The following is an 18,693-nucleotide window of genomic DNA, read 5'->3' on the forward strand; positions in this document are numbered from 1 at the left end:
ATTAAAAAGTCGTTTGCATAATAAGCATTTACAATATAAATATATACAACGAATGAAACACGGAATAAGATACATCCTGCTTGCAGCCTTCGCAATGCTGTCGGCATACGCTTCGGCTCAGGATTACAAAAAAGAGATGTTCAACCCGGTAAAGACATCGGTGACATCGCAGACCATTGCGCCCGACGCACGAGCCGCCGGTATGGGCGATGTGGGCGCTGCCACCGACCCGGACGTAGTGTCACAGTACTGGAACCCAGCCAAATATCCGTTCACAATATCGCGTGCCGGAGTTGCCCTGAACTATACGCCGTGGCTGCGCAGCCTTGTCAACGACATCGATTTGGCTTATCTTGCCGGCTATTATCGCATAGGTGACTACTCGGCTGTATCGGCCTCACTGCGCTACTTCTCGTTGGGCGAAGTGTTCACAAGTACAAACGAGAGTGACGACGGAATGACTATCAATCCGTATGAGATGTCTTTGGACGTAGCCTACTCGCTTATGCTCAGCGAAAAGTTCTCGATTGCAGCCGCAGTGCGATGGATTTACTCCGATCTTACGTATAATTATACTGACGACACGTCGCCGGGCTCGGCATTTGCAGTCGACCTTGCCGCCTACTATCAGAACTATATCAACATTGGACAGCGTGAATGTCAGTTGGGATTGGGCTTGAACATATCCAACATCGGTTCGAAGATAACCTTCGGTGGCGACGACCGTGCGGAATTTATACCTACCAACATGCGTCTGGGAGCCTCGCTCATGATTCCGCTCGACGAATACAACCGACTCACCATTGCAGCCGATGCCAACAAACTGCTTGTGCCTACTTATCCGAAGCAGGAGGAAGGTGAGGACACGCAGGACTATGAGGACCGTGTTCAACGCGACTACTATGACGTTTCGTCAATCAGTGGTATCTTCAAGAGTTTCAGCGATGCCCCCGGCGGATTCAAGGAGGAGCTGAAGGAGGTGCAGTGGAGCATCGGAGCCGAGTATACCTACAATGATAAGTTCACCCTTCGCGCCGGCTATCACAATGAGGCAGAGAGCAAGGGCAATCGTAAATACTTCACCGTGGGAGCCGGATTCAAGATGAACGTATTCTCGCTTGATGCCGGCTACGTTATCGCTACAGCCAAGTCGAACCCGCTCGACCAGACCTTGCGCTTCACTTTGGCGTTCGATATGGACGGTATCAAGGATATCTTCAAGCGAAGATAATGGAAGTTAGGAATTAGGAGTTAGGAATTAGTCGGCTTTGCCGATTATAAATTATGAATTTAGAATTCGTAATTAAAACAACTCGTAATTCGTAATTCCTAATTCGTAATTAAAATAACTCGTAATTCCTAATTTAAAGAAAATTCAAACACTCATGAAAATAAGAACTGGTTTCGGATATGATGTCCACAAATTAGTAGAGGGTCGCGACTTGTGGCTCGGAGGAATAAAGCTCGACTACGAGCTTGGTCTTCTCGGCCATAGCGATGCCGATGTACTGATACATGCTATATGTGATGCACTGCTTGGTGCTGCCAATATGCGTGATATTGGTTATCACTTCCCCGACACAGCAGCCGAGACACTCAATGTAGATAGCAAGATTTTGCTACGCAAGACCATCGAACTCATTGCCACAAAGGGCTATCGTCTGGGCAATGTCGATGCTACGGTGTGTGCTGAGCGTCCAAAACTCAATCCGCACATTCCTGCAATGCAGAGCTGTCTTGCCGAAGTGATGAATACGGATATAGACAATGTTTCAATCAAAGCCACCACAACCGAGCGACTTGGTTTTACCGGTCGTATGGAAGGAATATCGGCATATGCCACTGTTTTGATAGAGAAGGACTGATAAAGTTGTGGTATGCTGATAGAATAGGAATGATATTGTTTGGGTATGGAAAACGATAAAACCCCTTGTCTTTCGTGTTTTTGACCCCTAAAAACATGAAAAAACAAGATTTTTTGAAGTTTTTGATAAATTTCTTGCAAAAACATTTGGAGGTTACATAAAAAAGCCATACCTTTGCACTCGCTTTAAAGAACTAAGCAATACTGCTAAGAGTAACAGTTAAAGTAATCGGGCGTTTAGCTCAGCTGGTTTAGAGCATCTGCCTTACAAGCAGAGGGTCGGCGGTTCGAATCCGTCAACGCCCACAGGGGTGTTTCCTCGTGGTCTTCTCTTCGGAGAGACTGCGGGGATTTTTTTTGTTTATACTTTTCTGCTTTTTTTACTGTATTCACCCCAACAATTAGTTTGAGGCATTATACATTATAATAATGTCTAAAAAATCACCGTACGATATCCACTTGTCAATTTAAATTCGTAAATTTGCACAAAAATCATATTTTAAAGATTTAGTTTATGAAACTTGATTTGCTGACAGCCATTTCACCAATCGACGGTCGTTACAGAGGCAAGACAGAGCCGCTTGCCGATTATTTCTCAGAGTATGCACTCATTCGTTACAGAGTGCGCGTAGAAATCGAATATTTCATCACTTTGTGTGAGTTGCCATTGCCGCAGCTCAAGGACTTCGATCATGCCCTGTTTGAAACATTGCGTGGCATCTATCTCAACTTCAATGAGGAGAGCGCACAGCGTGTTAAGGACATCGAGAAGGTGACAAATCATGATGTTAAGGCTGTAGAGTACTTCATCAAGGAGGAATTCGACAAGATTGGAGGTCTCGACGCTTACAAGGAGTTCATCCACTTCGGACTCACATCGCAGGACATCAACAATACCAGTGTGCCTCTCTCAATCAAGGAGGCTCTCGAAGAGACATATTATCCGCTCATTGAGGAGCTCATCGCACAGTTGCAGCAGTATGCCGACGAGTGGAAGGACGTGCCTATGCTCGCCAAGACTCACGGCCAGCCGGCATCTCCTACACGCCTTGGCAAGGAGATTATGGTATATGTATACCGTCTCACCGAGCAGTTGCGCCAGCTCAAGGAGTGCCGCATGACTGCTAAGTTTGGTGGCGCAACTGGCAACTATAACGCCCATCACGTAGCTTACCCTCAGTACGACTGGAAAGCCTTCGGCAACCGCTTCGTGAGCGAGAAGCTTGGATTGGAGCGCGAGCAGTATACAACACAGATAAGCAACTACGACTGCCTTGGCTCAGTGTTCGATGCCATGCGTCGCATCAATACAATCATCATCGACCTCGACCGCGACTTCTGGATGTACATCTCAATGGACTACTTCAAGCAGAAGATTAAGGCAGGCGAGGTAGGTTCGTCGGCAATGCCTCATAAGGTCAATCCAATCGACTTCGAGAACTCAGAGGGCAACCTCGGTATCGCAAACGCTGTACTGCAGTTCCTCGCCATGAAGTTGCCGGTAAGCCGTTTGCAGCGCGACCTTACTGATTCAACAGTATTGCGTAACGTTGGTGTACCTTTCGGTCATGGTATGATTGCCATGCAGAGCACACTCAAGGGTCTGCGCAAGCTCATCCTTCACGAAGAGAAGATTGAGGAAGACCTCAACAATACTTGGGCTGTAGTGGCTGAGGCCATTCAGACCATCCTGCGTCGCGAGGCCTATCCGCACCCCTACGAGGCGCTTAAGGCACTCACACGTACCAACAAGAAGATGTCGGAAGAGACCATACACGAGTTCGTTCAGACACTCAACGTTAGCGATGCCGTTAAGGCAGAGCTTATGGCCATCACACCGCTTAATTATACAGGCATCTAATTTCGGCCTATGTATTGCGTGCCGCATATAGGGCGGCACTTGGCAAAACAGGTTTCAAAATATAGACTATTAGTAGTAAGTAACAATTTTATTCAAGAACAGAAGTGCATCTATCCTTCCCAACCCTAAACAAGATCCACAAACGGGAGGGAATGGGTGTCACTTGCCGTGAGGCGAAAAAAGTAAAGTATTATGGATTCAGAATTGGAAAAGAGTCAGGAACAGAGAACAGCGGATCAAACTACAGGCAATAGCGAGAGCTACGGTCGTCCCGCAGGAAATTATCAGAGAGAGTATCGCAGTGTGACCGGACGCCGTCCGCGCATCCACACACAGCGTCCTTACAATGCCGAGCGTACAAGCCAGGCACAGGGCGAGGATAGCGGTTTCCGTCCTGAGGGATTTGGCAGCAACCTTCAGAGTGGTGCTTCATCCAACGGCGGCTATCAGCCACGTCAGAGTGGTTATCAGCAGCGCCAAGGCGGCTACCAGCAGCGTGGTGGTTATCAGCAGCGTCCTCAGCAGGGGTATCGTCCTCGCTACAACAATCAGGAGGGCGACGACCAGCAGCAGGGTGGCTACCAGCAGCGTGGTGGTTATCAGCAGCGCCAGGGCGGCTATCAGCAGCGTCAGGGCGGCTACCAGCAGCGTGGTGGTTATCAGCAGCGTCCCCAGCAGGGCTATCGTCCTCGCTACAACAATCAGGAGGGCGACGACCAGCAGCAGGGCGGCTATCAGCAGCGTCAGGGTGGCTACCAGCAGCGTGGCGGCTATCAGCAGCGCCAGGGTGGCTATCAGCAGCGTGGCGGTTATCAGCAGCGTGGTGGTTATCAGCAGCGTGGTGGCTATCAGCAGGGCGGCTACCGTCAGCGTTCGGCCGATTATGATCCCAATGCTAAGTATAGCATGAAGAAGCGTATCGAATACAAGGAGGAGAACATCGATCCCAACGAGCCGATACGTCTCAACAAGTTCCTTGCCAACGCAGGCATTTGCTCGCGCCGTGAGGCTGACGAGTTCATCCAGGCAGGCGTTGTGTCGGTAAACGGAGAAGTAGTTACCGAACTCGGAACAAAGATAAAGCGCACCGACGAAATCAAATTCCACGACCAGCCGGTAAATCTTGAGAAGAAAGTTTATGTGCTGCTCAACAAGCCGAAGGATTGCGTTACGACAAGCGACGATCCTCAGCAGCGCAAGACTGTAATGGATTTGGTTAAGAACGTATGCCCCGAGCGTATCTACCCTGTAGGACGTCTCGACCGCAACACCACCGGTGTGCTCCTGCTCACCAACGATGGCGACTTGGCTTCGAAGCTTACACATCCTAAGTTCCTCAAGAAGAAGGTCTACCATGTATACCTCGACAAGAACGTTACAGCTCACGACTTGCAGCAGATAGCCGATGGCATTGAGCTTGAGGACGGCGAGGTACATGCAGACGCTATCGAGTATGCAAGCGATACAGACAAGAGCCAGGTAGGCATCGAGATTCACAGCGGCAAGAACCGTATCGTTCGCCGTATCTTCGAGCACCTCGGCTATCGCGTTGTTAAGCTCGACCGCGTACAGTTTGCAGGACTTACAAAGAAGAACCTCCGTCGTGGCGACTGGCGCTTCCTCACTGAGAAGGAAGTAGAGATGCTTCGCATGGGAGCGTTTGAATAATGTTTAATGAGTTGAGTAATGTTTAATGTTTTTATTGTACATATCTTTATGTGTAATAGTACATATATAGATGTGTGTAATGCAACATTAAGCATTACTCTTTCTTGATTAAACATTAAACACTGAATATTAATCAATTAAATAATGGAAACAATAAAGAGAACAAAGATTGTTGACGCTCTTCAGCGCACCGACTTTGGCGCTACCGTCAACGTGAAGGGATGGGTACGTACCCACCGCAGCTCAAAGGCTGTTGACTTCATTGCACTCAACGACGGTTCTACCATCAAGAACATACAGATTGTTGTTGATCCTGCTAAGTTCGATGCTGAGCAACTCAAGCAGATTACTACTGGTGCTTGTATCAGCGCTGTAGGTACTCTCGTAGAGAGCCAGGGCAAGGGTCAGAGCTCAGAGATACAGTGCGAGAGCCTTGAGATATACGGACTCTGCGGCAGCGATTACCCGATGCAGAAGAAGGGTCAGTCGTTCGAGTATATGCGCCAGTATGCTCACTTGCGTCTTCGCACCAATACTTTTGGTGCCGTAATGCGTATTCGTCACAACATGGCTATGGCCATCCACACATACTTCCACGAGCACGGCTATTTCTACTTCCACACTCCGCTCATCACAGCCAGTGACTGCGAAGGTGCAGGTCAGATGTTCCAGGTGACAACCAAGAACCTCTACAACCTCAAGAAGACAGAGGATGGCAAGATTGACTATAGTGACGACTTCTTCGGCAAGCAGACTTCGCTGACTGTGTCTGGTCAGCTTGAGGGCGAGCTTGGTGCCACAGCTCTTGGAGCCATCTACACATTCGGTCCTACATTCCGTGCCGAGAATTCAAACACTCCGCGCCACTTGGCAGAGTTCTGGATGATTGAGCCTGAGGTAGCATTCCTCGACCTCGCTGGTCTGATGGATCTTGAGGAGGACTTCATCAAGTACTGTATCCGTTGGGCTTTGGATCACTGCAAGGACGATCTCGAGTTCCTCAACAAGATGATTGACAAGGGACTTATTGAGCGTCTTGAGGGTGTGTTGAACTCTGATTTCGTTCGTCTGCCTTACACTGAGGGTATCCGCATTCTTCAGGAGGCCATCAAGAACGGCAAGAAGTTTGAATTCCCATGCGAGTGGGGCGACGACCTTGCTTCTGAGCACGAGCGCTTCCTCGTTGAGGAGCACTTCAAGAAGCCGGTTATCATGACCAACTATCCTAAGGCTATCAAGGCATTCTACATGAAGATAGATGCTGAGGAGTCTGGATTCGGTGGCAAGAGCGGCGCTACTGTTCAGGGCACCGACGTACTGTTCCCGCAGATTGGCGAGATTATCGGTGGTTCGGTTCGTGAGGAGAGCTACGATAAGCTGATGAACGAGATTGAGGAGCGCAACATCCCGATGAAGGATATGACATGGTATCTCGATACACGTAAGTACGGATCATGCCCACACGCTGGTTTCGGACTTGGTTTCGAGCGTCTCATTCTTTTCGTAACGGGTATGCAGAACATTCGCGACGTCATCCCGTTCCCACGTACACCGAAGAGCGCAGAGTTCTAAAAAAACGGAATATATAGTTCTGATAAATACACAAAAAACTTCAAATTGAATGGATTGAAACATTCAATTTGAAGTTTTTTTTGTGCTTTTATATTTGCAGCCTATTTGCTGTTTTAGCTTTTTTGCTTTTATTTGTCCTTATACTCAACCTTCACTACTACTACGCGTATTTTCTGGTCGGCCTTGTCGGTCTTTATTTTGGCAATGTGCCAGTCGCCAGGGTAGAAGATGAAGAACTTGTCAGGAGTAGAATCCACAAACTTGGTCTTGTCCACCTCGTAATCGTAGTTGATGATGTCGGGACGATACGGTGCCTTGGCTCGGCTTGTAACGTGGTCGAGCAGTCCGAAGCGCTCGCTGCCCTTCACGACATATTGGAAGTCGACATACTGACGATGACTCTCGGTGCCACGTTTTTCAAGGTCGCCGTTCTCGCCATCCTCCACATTGGCCTTCATTGTTGTGCCGGGAATGTGGTGTTGGCCTGCGGGCAGAGCCATAAGGTCGGTCTTTGCGAGCCATGCAAACAGGGCTTTCCATTGCGGATTGCGCTTGTATTGTGTGTAGAATTCGGCAGCGTTGACAGTCTCGTGAGGCGAAGCTGCCGTAAATCCGTTGCGCCACTTGTTGGAGTTCTTCCATTTGATAGCCTTTTTCTCGAGTTTTTTGTTCTGGCACGGCTGTGTGTACACGCCTTGAGCCATTGCGCTGAGCGATAGCAGTACAGCTGCCATCAATGTCAATAGTCTGTTCATAATACTGTGATTTTAGTTTTTAGAAAATGCTTTTCGAATATGTTTATACGAAAAAAGGTGCGCCATTTAAATGACACACCTTTATGTTCGTAGTGGGTGGTGATGGATTCGAACCACCGAAGGCATCGCCAGCAGATTTACAGTCTGCCCCATTTGGCCACTCTGGTAACCACCCTTGCTTCTTAAAAGCGAGTGCAAAGGTATGAAATAAATTGGATATTACCGCATGTTTCATTAAAAAAATGCATTAAAAGTAGTGTTTTTAGTTATTTTGCGCTATCTTTGCAAGAAAATAAGCCATATTTTAATAAACAAACCACATAAAACCTAAGTTCACATGAATAAGAATCTTATTTTCTGTGTCGCAGCAATGTTGGGCCTGATGGCATGGCAGGGAGCCAGTGCGCAGTCAAAGTCACGCAAGGCGGCACGAAAAACAATGGTAGCGAAGACCTACACCGTGCAGGCGGCAGGCCCTTCAGTGGCGTGGGTCGAGGATGAGACCAAGTTTGAAGACCGCAAAGAGAAGGCGCATGCCACCTTTATGCCCTACTCGTCGACTTCGGAAATGATGAAGGACGAGTATTTCCGATTCCCCTGGCTTACTCCCGACCATGCCGACTGGCTGTCGCTCAACGGTCAGTGGAAATTCCATTACACAGCCGACTGGAAGTCGCAGGGCGTGCCCGAGGAGCAGAACTTCTACGGCGACAAGGCCGACGTGAGTGGTTGGGACAACATCGCTGTGCCTCTCAACTGGGAGATGGCTGGCTACGATGTGCCTGTATATAATAATGTGGGCTATCCGTTCAAGAACGAGCCTCCCCGCATCACCGCTTTCGACGACAATTTCGACAAGAACCCCGTAGGTTCTTATCGTCGTACCTTCACCCTGCCTAAGGGCTGGGAGAGCGGCAAGCGCGTGTTCCTTCATTTCGATGGAGCTTGCAGCGCCATCATGGTATGGGTGAACGGTCACTATGCTGGTTATTCGCAGGGAGCCAACACCGATGCCGAGTTTGATGTAACCGCTCTTGTTCGTGGTGGCGAAAATAATGTTTCGGTACGCGTTTACCGCTGGTCGGACGGCTCATATCTTGAGGGTCAGGACATGTGGCACCTCGCCGGTATTCACCGCGACGTTTACCTTGTTGCCACACCTAAGGCATTCATCAACGACCACTACATCACATCACATCTCAACGAAGGCTATACTTCAGGCTCGATGAACGTAGAGTTGACGCTCAACAATGCCGAGCATCAGAAGGGCACAAAGACAGTTGAGGTGGAACTGCTCGACCAGAACGGTGTGCGTGTGGCAAGCCAGACCTCTGCCTTGGCATTTGCAGCAGCCGATGTTGAGAAGAAGTTGGATGTTAAGTTTGACAACCTCAGCAATTTGAAGCCGTGGTCGCCAGAACATCCTAACCTCTACACCGTCATTGTACGTCAGAAGCTCGACAATGGTCAGGAGGAGATGGTGTTCTCTACACTCTACGGTTTCCGCTCAGTAGAGCAGCGTGGCAATCTGATTTACGTCAACGGCAAGCGCGAATACTTCAAGGGTGTAAACACACAGGACATCCATCCGCTTCTCGGCCACGCCATCGACGTGCCCACAATGCTCAAGGACGTGACGCTTATGAAGCTCGCCAACGTCAATACCGTGCGCACAAGCCACTATCCGCGCCAGCCCAAGATGTATGCAATGTTCGACTACTATGGTCTCTACTGCATGAATGAGGCTGATGTTGAGTGCCATAACAACCACTCTCTATCTGACAATCCTACATGGCAGGCCGCTTATGTAGACCGTACACGCCGCATGGTATTGCGCGACCGCAACCATCCGAGCGTAGTATTCTGGTCGCTCGGCAACGAGTCGGGAGGCGGACAGAACTTCCAGGCCACCTACGACGAGGTGAAGCGACTCCTTCCCGGACGCGACGCATGGGTTCACTACGAGGGCTATAAGCACGGCGCTAAGTATTCTGACTTCGGTTCGGATATGTATCCTATAATCAAGAACGTAATCAAGCACCGCGACGGACTCAACGGCAAGCCATACTTCATTTGCGAATATGCACATGCTATGGGTCAGGCTGTAGGCAACTTGCAAGAATACTGGGACATTATCGAGGGTTCTAACGGCATCACCGGTGGATGTATTTGGGACTGGGTAGACCAGGGCATTTACGACACACGCCGCATCAAGGCACGTCAGCCGCTCGTCGACCCACAGACCGGACTCCATTACTATACCTCTGGTTACGACTATACAAAGATGAATCATGGACATCTGGGCTTCCAGGGCGACTTTATGTCTAACGGAATCATCACTCCTGGACGTGAATGGACTGCAAAGCTCACCGAGGTGAAGTACGTTTATCGTTACGTCAACTTCGAGAGCCTGAAGGACCACAACCTTGTGCTCCGCAACAAGTACAACTTCACTGACCTTGCCGACCTTCTCTATCTCTCTTACGAAGTTCTGAAGGACGGACGCTCAGTAGAGCATGGCAACCTGCAGTTGCCCAACTGTGCTCCTGGCGAAACCTGCAACGTAAGCATTCCTTACACTACAGAGGTGAAGAACGACGGCGAGTATATCATCACATTCAGCCTTCGCTTGAAGAACGATTGCTCATGGGTGAAGCGCGGATATGCTGTAGTAGAGCAGCAGTTCAAGCTCAATGCCGACGCCAAGGCAAGCTGTGTATCTGTAGCCGACCCGACATTCGTACAGCAGCAGCACCGTCAGTTGCCGGCTATTGCCGAGAAGGGCAAGCTTAAGGTAAAGGGCAACAGCGTAACGGGCGAACGCTTCAAGATAAGCTTTGCCGATGACGGCACAATAGCCGAATGGCTGTACGATGGCAAGAGCCTCGTTGAGTCTGGCACGGGTCCCGACTTCAACGGATTCCGCCGTATTGCCAACGACAACATTTCGCTTGGAGCTACAGGTGGTGTTGCCGAGAATGACAACAAGGAGGAAGGTGCTCTCACCGGCAGCAAGAATCTCGTCAGCGCTCCGAAGCGTGTTGGCAAGAATGTGGTTGCCCAGACATCGGTAAGCAACGGCAAGGACACTCACAACATACAGTACACTATCTATCCTGACGGACGTGTTGACATGCGTATAGCATTCAATAACTCAAGCACTGAGACACGTCGTGTAGGCGTAACGATGCAGTTTGCTCCGGAACTGGAGAATGTAGAGTATTATGCCAAGGGTCCGTGGTCGAACTATATCGACCGCCAGCGCGGCTCATTGCTCGGCCGTTACACCACAACCGTAGCCGGAATGTTTGAGGAGCAGAGTGCACCGCAGACAATGGGCGACCGTCAGGGACTGCGCGACCTTACTCTCTCGGGCAATGGCCTTAATCTCAACGTGCAGACAGAGGGTCAGGTAGCCTTCTCACTCTCGCACATCGACGACCGTCAGTTCAACTACGACGTGTTCTACGGAGGCAAGCATCCTTACGACCTCACACCGAGCCGTCAGATCTTTGCCCACTTCGACTGCTGGCAGCGTGGCATTGGCAACCGCTCATGTGGTGGCGACTCATGCCTGCCACAGTATCAGACACCTACTGGCGAGCACGTAGTGACATTGCGCTTCACCCCTTCGGTGAAGTAATCGCACCGTAAGGCAACATCAATTAGCAGTAATGCAAAAAAAATAAGGAGGTTATGGCATTTTCGCCATAGCCTCCTATTTTTTTGTATTAATAAATTATTAACTTACTTCTTGATTCCCATATTCCACAATGTGAAGCTCAGAATGTCGGCCTGCTCAGCAAGACGCTTTGCCAGAGGCTTACCGCCACCGTGTCCGGCATCCTTTCCGATGCTGATAAGTGTAGGAGCTGTACCAGCCTGACATTCCTGCAGACGTGCTGCAAACTTAAATGAGTGAGCCGGAACAACGCGGTCGTCGTGGTCGGCGGTGCTTACGAGTGTGGCAGGATACTTCACGCCAGGCTTCAGAGTGTGCAGCGGCGAGTAGGCACGCAGATATTCAAACATCTCCTTCGAGTCGTCAGACGTGCCATAGTCGGGTGCCCAGTTCCATCCGATAGTGAATTTATGATAGCGCAGCATATCCATAACGCCTACAGCCGGCAGACAAACCTGATAGAGGTCGGGACGCTGAGTCATGCAAGCGCCTACAAGCAATCCACCGTTGCTGCCACCCTGAATGGCCAGACGGTCGCTCGATGTGTACTTGTTGTTGATGAGATACTCGGCAGCAGCGATAAAGTCGTCAAACACGTTCTGCTTCTGCAGCTTTGTGCCAGCCACGTGCCAGTCCTCGCCATACTCACCTCCACCGCGCAATACGGCGTGTACATATATGCCGCCACGCTCCAAGAAGGGTATATAGTTAGACACGAAGAACGGAGCATAAGTGATATTGAAACCGCCGTAGCCGTAGAGCAACAGCGGATTGCGTCCGTTGAGCTTCATGCCCTTCTTGTATGTGATGAAGAGCGGGGCGCGGGTGCCGTCCTTGCTTGTGTAGAACACCATCTCGGTCTTGTAGTCGTCAGAGCGGAAATTGATTTTGGGTGCAGCCCAAATGGTGCTCTTGTCAGTATTTAAGTCGTACGAGTAGACGGTGTTAGGCATTGTGTACGAGGTGAACGAGTAGAACACTTCCTTCTGTCCGCGCATTCCGCTTGCTGAAGTAGAGCCGAAAGTAGGCAGCTTGATTTCGCCTATTCGTTTGCCGTCGGTAGTGTAGGTGTACATCTGGTTGCAGTTGTCCTTCGAGTACTGCAGAATCATGCGGTCGTCAGCAAATGTCACGTCGGTGAGCACGCTTTCGCCCTCAGGCACCACTTCCTTCCAGTCGTTGTAGCCCGGACGGTCTACGTCAGCCACCATCAGACGATACTTAGGTGCACCGGCGTTGGTCAGGATGTACATCTTCTTGCCTACAGTCTCCACGGTAGAGTATCTGAATCGGGTGTCCGAGCACATCTGTATGAACTGCGAGTTGGGTTTGGTCAGGTCGCGTACGTACAGATTGTTGCCGTTGTCCATACCGCCCTCGTTCAGCGTCATCACCTTCTCGTCGTGGTCGATGTCTACATTGTAGAATCGCAGCGGCTGTGTCGGGTTCATGAAGAACAGCTGGTCTTCGCTCTGCGGAGTTCCAATCTTGTGATAGTAAATCTTCTGAACCGAGTTCTTGGCAGAAGTCTCGCGTCCCTTCTCCGGAGCGTCGTAGGCGCTGTAGTAGAATCCGTCGCCGAGCCAAGTGGCGCCTGTGAACTTAGCCCAAACTATATGGTCGTCGATGTCGCGACCCGTCTGGCAGTCCTTTACGTATATCTCCTCCCAGTCCGATCCGCTTCGCGAGATAACGTAAGCCATATATCGTCCGTTGTGCGAGAAGTATATACCCTTCAGAGCCACGGTGCCGTCGGTGCTGAGAGCGTTGGGGTCGAGCCATACGCGCTGCTTGCTTGCGTCGGCAGTGGGGCTGTCCATCTGGTAGAGTACGCTCTGGTTCTGCAGTCCGTTGTTGCGGTATACATACCATTTGCCCTGGCGCTTGAACGGAATGCCAATCTTCTCGTAGTTGGCAGTCTCCTTCAGTCGTTTCAGGATGTTCTTGCGCATGGGGATGTTGTCGAGATATTTGCGTGTCACGGCATTCTCGGCGTCCACCCACTCGGCAGTCTGTGCGCTCATGTCATCCTCGAGCCAGCGGTACGGGTCTGCCACTTTCTCGCCGAAGTACACGTCTACAGTGTTGTCCTTAGGAGCCTTCGGATAGGTCACTTGCGCCACTGCGTCGATCGACGACAGCATAGCAGCAGCTGCAATCGATAAAATCAGTTTTCTGTTCATAGTGTTACGCTTTTGTTTTGTTAGAGGTTATTAGTGAATGTATTTGTTTCGTTCGTATCATATTGTGCAAAGTTAGCGATTTATTGGGAGATTATTGAATTTTTGTCTACTTTTGCATACACTTTCAATAATGTATTTTCCACTCTATGCTATACGTCGACGTTATTCTGCCCCTTCCGCTTGAGGGCACCTTCACATATTCTGTACCCGACACGCTTGCGCCACAGGTGCGCATGGGCGTGCGTGTTGTCGTGCCACTCGGACGCTCCAAGACGTACACAGCCATGGCTGTTCGTACACATAATGACAAACCCGAGTTTGACACGCGCGACATAATACAGGTGGTAGACGACAGTCCCGTGCTGCCCGAACGCCAACTCCGGTTGTGGCAATGGATTTCCACATATTATATGTGTGCGCTTGGCGACGTGTTCAAGGCGGCTCTTCCAGCCGGACTGAAGGCCGAAGACGGCTATCGCCCGAAGACAGTGCGCTGCGTCACTTTGCCTGCCAATCTGCGCTCCGAGCATTCGCTGCACATCTCCATGACCGCATTGTCACGTGCGCTGAAGCAGCAGCAGACCTTCTGCAAGTATCTTGAACTGTCGCACTGGAACCAGATTGACGGCGAGAAGCCTCCCGAGCACATACAGGAGGTGGCTTGCGACGAACTGCAGAATGCCGCCAATGCCTCTGATGCCATATTGCGCCAGCTCACGTCGCGACGCTTTCTTGAGGTGTATCATCGCGAGGTGGGACGCATAGGGGGTGGGGGAGAATACTCACCCGAGAACATCCAGCCGCTGAGTGAGGCACAGCAGGACGCAATGAACAAGATTGGAGTGCAGTTTATGGGCAAGAATGTGGTGCTGCTGCATGGCGTCACGTCGAGCGGCAAGACCGAGATATACATCCATCTCATTCAGAAAGCCATCGAAGAGGGCCGCCAGGTGCTCTATCTCTTGCCCGAGATAGCCCTCACCGTGCAGATGACACGTCGATTGCAGCGTGTGTTCGGTTCGCGACTGGGTATCTACCATTCGCGATATAGCGATGCCGAGCGTGTAGAGATATGGAAGAAGCAACTATCAGACGAGCCATACGACGTGATACTTGGTGCACGTTCGGCTGTGTTTCTGCCCTTCAGCCGTCTCGGACTGGTCATAGTCGACGAGGAACACGAGACATCCTTCAAGCAGCAAGACCCCGCTCCGCGCTATCATGCACGCTCGGCTGCCATCATGCTGGCACGCATGTACGACGGAGCCAAGGTGCTGTTGGGCACAGCCACGCCCTCGATGGAGAGCTACAACAATGCGCTCACGGGCAAGTATGGCTACGTCAGCCTGACAACACGATACAAGGACGTGGCTCTGCCCGACATACATGTGGTTGACATTAAGGACCTTTACCGCCGCAAGATGATGCGCGGACCCTTCTCGCCCGAACTTTTGGACGCCATGCGTGCCGCCTTGAAGCAGCACAAGCAGGTCATTCTGTTCCAGAACCGCCGCGGTTTCGCTCCTATGGTGGAGTGTAAGGTGTGCGGATGGGTGCCCAAGTGCAAGAACTGCGACGTTTCGCTCACCTATCACCGCTCCATGAACGTGCTCACGTGCCATTATTGCGGCTACACATACGCCGTGCCCCATCAGTGCCCCAACTGCGAGAGTACCGAACTTCTGGGTCGAGGATATGGCACAGAGAAGATAGAAGACCGCGTGCGCGAGCTGTTTCCCGAAGCACGCATAGCACGTATGGACCTTGACACTACACGTTCGGCAGGTGCATATCAGCGCATTATAGGCGACTTCTCGTCGGGTCGCACCGACATACTCATCGGAACGCAGATGATTTCCAAGGGACTCGACTTCTCGGGCGTGACGGTTGTGGGCATACTCAATGCCGACACCATGCTCAACTATCCCGACTTCCGTGCCTACGAACACGCCTATATGATGCTGACGCAGGTTAGCGGACGTGCCGGACGACGTGGCGAGCGCGGACTCGTTATACTTCAGACCAAGAGTCCCGACCTGCCCGTGATACAACAGGTGGTGAGCGGCGACTTCAAGACGTTCGCTTCCGACCTGATGGAAGAGCGTCGTATGTTCCACTATCCGCCCTTCTATCATCTTGTGTATGTCTATCTGCGCTATCGCAACGAACCTGTGGTAGAGTCGGCAGCCATCGAGATGGCGTCACGCCTGCGCCAGCAGTTTGGCGAACGGGTGCTCGGACCCGACAAACCCGCCGTGGCGCGCGTCAAGACCGAGTCGATACGCAAGATAGTGGTCAAGCTTGAGCAGGGCATCGACCTCGCCCTTGCACGCCGTTGCATGTCGGCGTCGCGCACGGCATTGCTCCAGGACAAGCGCTATGCAGCCATGAGCGTCTTCTTCGATGTCGACCCGCTGTAGCCCGTGTAATCGTAGGGCTGAGGCTTGAATAGGTTAACGATTCCTAACAAAGTGCCTTAATGTGTAGTAAATTCATTATTTTTGCACTCTAAATAAGTGAGTTGAGTCACCAAATAAGTGAAAAGAGTAACACACAAAGAGAACTCTACTAAATAAAAAATACAAAATGAAAGCAAGAACATTAATCTTAGCAGCTTCGCTCGCAGCCGCAATGTCGGCAGGAGCGCAGACATCTAAGGGCATCAATCCTGCCTATATGAATACGGCAGTGAAGCCCGGCAACGACTTCTATGAGTATGCTATCGGTGGTTGGCGCAAGGCCCATCCGCTCGATGCAGAGCATGCGCGCAACGGTTCGTTCATCGACCTTGACGAGATGAATCAGAAGCGCATTTTCGAACTCATCCAGGAGTATTCGTCAAAGCCGCAGACCAAGGGTTCGCTCGGGCAGAAAATCGGTTCGCTCTACAATCTCGCTATGGACAGCGTGCGCCGCAACCGTGAGGCAGCCGAGCCATTGAAGCCGATTCTGAAGACCATCAACGGCATTCAGGACCGTCGCGAGTATCAGGTCGTTACAGCACAGCTCGACATGCGTGGCGTAGGCTGCACAATGTTCGGTGTTGGCGTAGGAGCCGACATGAAGGATGCCGCCAACAACCTTGTAAGCGTAGGCCAGGGCGGACTGGGTCTGGGCGAGCGCGACTACTATCTCTCTGACGACGCTCAGGTGAAGGCCGTACGTGCCGCTTATGCCAATTATCTGAAGCAGGTGCTCCTCCTTGCCGGCAACAGCGAGGCCGACGCACAGCGCAAGGCCGATGCCACAATGCGCATAGAGACACGCATAGCCAAGGCAAGCAAGGGCAAAGTGGAGCTGCGCGACGTTCAAGGCAACTACCATAAGATGACTTACGCCGCAATGGTGAAGGAATTCCCGGGCATCGACTGGGGCAACATATTCCTCATGCAGGGCTTCCCCGCATTCTCGCACGTCGACGTAAGCCAGATTGAACCGATACACGAGGTGGAGAAGATACTTGCCGACGAGCCGCTCGACGACCTCAAGGCTTATGCCGAAGCACACGCTATATCAAGCGTTTCGGGCTATCTCGACGATAATTTCCGCAAGGCTGACTTCGAGTTGAGCCGCGTAATGTCGGGTGTTCAGCAGGATCGTCCGCGCTGGAAGCGTGCCACATCACTCGTAAGCGGTGTGCTGGGCGAGGCAATCGGCAAGCTCTATGTCGAGAAATACTTCCCTGCTTCGAGCAAGGAGAAGATGCTCAAGCTCGTAAAGAACCTGCAGACAGCTCTGTCGCAGCGCATCAGCGAGGCAACATGGATGTCGCCGGCTACCAAAGAGCAGGCTCAGGACAAGCTCGCCAACTTCATCGTGAAGATTGGCTATCCTGACACATGGAAAGACTATACAAACCTCAACATCGACGAGTCGCTCTCACTCCTTGAGAACATGCAGAACGTGTCTGAGTTTATGACACGCGACTACATCTTACGCAAGGTGAACAAGCCGGTCGACAAGAACGAGTGGCACATGACTCCGCAGACTGTCAACGCTTATTACAACCCAACTACCAACGAAATCTGCTTCCCGGCAGCCATCCTGCAGCCGCCCTTCTTCGACCCCAACGTCGACGAGGCTGTCAACTATGGTGGTATTGGTGGCGTGATAGGTCACGAGATGTCGCACGGATTTGACGACCAGGGTTCACAGTTCGACAAGTACGGCAACCAGAAGAACTGGTGGACTGAAGCCGACAAGAAGAACTTCGATGCACGTACAAAGGTATTGGTCGACTACTTCTCAAAGGTTGAGGCTCTGCCCGGCAAGTTCATCAACGGCAAGCTTACACTTGGCGAGAACATCGGCGACAACGGTGGACTGAACATCGCATTCCGCGCTTTGCAGAACGAACTCAAGGCCAACCCGTCGGCAGCCAAGACCATCGACGGATTCACACCCGAGCAGCGTTTCTTCCTGTCATGGGCTACCGTTTGGGCAGGCAATGCACGTCCTGAATTCATCGACCGTCAGATCAACACCGACCCTCACTCGCCTGCTGAGGCTCGTGTCAACGCTGCCCTTCCGCAGATTGATGCCTGGTACAAGGCATTCAACGTGAAGAAGAGCGACAAGCTCTTCATCCCGAAGAACAAGCGTGCACAGATTTGGTAATAGCAAGTAACATTATCACTCCAAATGCCGGATGAACCTAAAAACAGAAACGGCGGGCTCCTTACGGGAGTCCGCCGTTTTTGTGCAAATATCGTACATGTGGTAAAAAAGTGTTACAAATGAAAAATCGATTCTAGAGATTTCTATTGCCGGTTTTATTGCATTTCCAAGCCTTCATCATCGCTTTTTTCATCATTCTAAGCCTCTTTCTTGTCCAAAAGGACTACACTTGCATTGCAAAACGAGTACACCTGCAATGCAAAAGGGGTACATTGGGAGTGCAAAAGTTGTCCTTTTGCAGCGAAATGTAGCTTTTTTGCGTTCGTGTATTTTGCTGATTTTTCAGTCTGTCGTTATAATCTTCTGAGTATTAGCGGTTTAACTAAAATCGCTAAAAACTCGAGAATTTCGAGCCAAAGATTTCTTTGTGCGCTCAGCACGCAGTTTTGAGCGGTTAGAAATGCAAATATTGTTTGCCTTATTCGCTTCGT

Annotated in this window: 10 protein-coding genes and 2 tRNA genes; 9 read left to right on the forward strand and 3 right to left on the reverse strand. The window is 50.9% G+C overall.

The window, feature by feature from the left end; all coding sequences use genetic code 11:
* Window positions 1-52 precede the first annotated feature (52 nt).
* The 6 genes from porV to asnS all read left to right on the forward strand — a co-directional run bounded on the left by porV (window position 53) and on the right by asnS (window position 6,965).
* Complete coding sequence (porV, locus tag I6E38_RS00170; protein ID WP_235392077.1) at window positions 53-1,231, forward strand: type IX secretion system outer membrane channel protein PorV; 1,179 nt, start codon at window positions 53-55, stop codon at window positions 1,229-1,231.
* 154 nt (window positions 1,232-1,385) lie between these two features.
* Entirely contained in the window at window positions 1,386-1,865 is a 480-nt protein-coding gene (gene ispF / locus I6E38_RS00175) for a 2-C-methyl-D-erythritol 2,4-cyclodiphosphate synthase (RefSeq protein ID WP_235392079.1), read from the forward strand.
* 230 nt (window positions 1,866-2,095) lie between these two features.
* Window positions 2,096-2,170, forward strand: a tRNA-Val gene (locus I6E38_RS00180).
* A 208-nt stretch (window positions 2,171-2,378) separates the two neighbouring features.
* Window positions 2,379-3,725: an adenylosuccinate lyase gene (gene purB, locus I6E38_RS00185; protein ID WP_235392080.1), complete on the forward strand. Its 1,347-nt coding sequence runs from the start codon at window positions 2,379-2,381 to the stop codon at window positions 3,723-3,725.
* A gap of 192 nt (window positions 3,726-3,917) precedes the next feature.
* Window positions 3,918-5,393, forward strand: a complete 1,476-nt coding sequence (locus I6E38_RS00190) for a pseudouridine synthase (RefSeq protein ID WP_235392081.1) — start codon at window positions 3,918-3,920, stop codon at window positions 5,391-5,393.
* 144 nt (window positions 5,394-5,537) lie between these two features.
* Complete coding sequence (gene asnS, locus I6E38_RS00195; protein WP_235392082.1) at window positions 5,538-6,965, forward strand: asparagine--tRNA ligase; 1,428 nt, start codon at window positions 5,538-5,540, stop codon at window positions 6,963-6,965.
* A gap of 128 nt (window positions 6,966-7,093) precedes the next feature.
* On the opposite strand, the gene I6E38_RS00200 is transcribed toward asnS, so the two are convergent.
* Together I6E38_RS00200 and I6E38_RS00205 are read right to left on the reverse strand one after the other, a co-directional pair.
* On the reverse strand, window positions 7,094-7,720 hold the full coding sequence (locus I6E38_RS00200; protein ID WP_235392083.1) for a NanQ anomerase/TabA/YiaL family protein: 627 nt from the start codon (window positions 7,718-7,720) through the stop codon (window positions 7,094-7,096).
* Window positions 7,721-7,813: 93 nt separating this feature from the next.
* Window positions 7,814-7,895 (reverse strand) — tRNA-Tyr (locus tag I6E38_RS00205).
* Between the two features lie 162 nt (window positions 7,896-8,057).
* Here I6E38_RS00205 and I6E38_RS00210 point away from each other — a divergent pair.
* Window positions 8,058-11,363: a glycoside hydrolase family 2 TIM barrel-domain containing protein gene (locus tag I6E38_RS00210; protein ID WP_235392084.1), complete on the forward strand. Its 3,306-nt coding sequence runs from the start codon at window positions 8,058-8,060 to the stop codon at window positions 11,361-11,363.
* A 104-nt stretch (window positions 11,364-11,467) separates the two neighbouring features.
* Here the strand turns inward: I6E38_RS00210 and I6E38_RS00215 are convergent, their stop codons facing one another.
* Window positions 11,468-13,585, reverse strand: coding sequence for a prolyl oligopeptidase family serine peptidase (locus tag I6E38_RS00215; RefSeq protein ID WP_235392085.1), 2,118 nt, complete (start codon window positions 13,583-13,585; stop codon window positions 11,468-11,470).
* Between the two features lie 146 nt (window positions 13,586-13,731).
* Here I6E38_RS00215 and priA point away from each other — a divergent pair, with 146 nt between their 5' ends.
* A complete protein-coding gene (gene priA, locus I6E38_RS00220; protein ID WP_235392086.1) occupies window positions 13,732-16,005 on the forward strand; it encodes a replication restart helicase PriA in 2,274 nt (757 codons plus the stop codon).
* 166 nt (window positions 16,006-16,171) lie between these two features.
* Window positions 16,172-18,202, forward strand: a complete 2,031-nt coding sequence (locus I6E38_RS00225; RefSeq protein WP_235392087.1) for a M13 family metallopeptidase — start codon at window positions 16,172-16,174, stop codon at window positions 18,200-18,202.
* The last annotated feature ends 491 nt before the right edge of the window (window positions 18,203-18,693 follow it).

The organism is Leyella stercorea (assembly GCF_021531355.1).
Taxonomy (GTDB): Bacteria; Bacteroidota; Bacteroidia; order Bacteroidales; family Bacteroidaceae; genus Prevotella.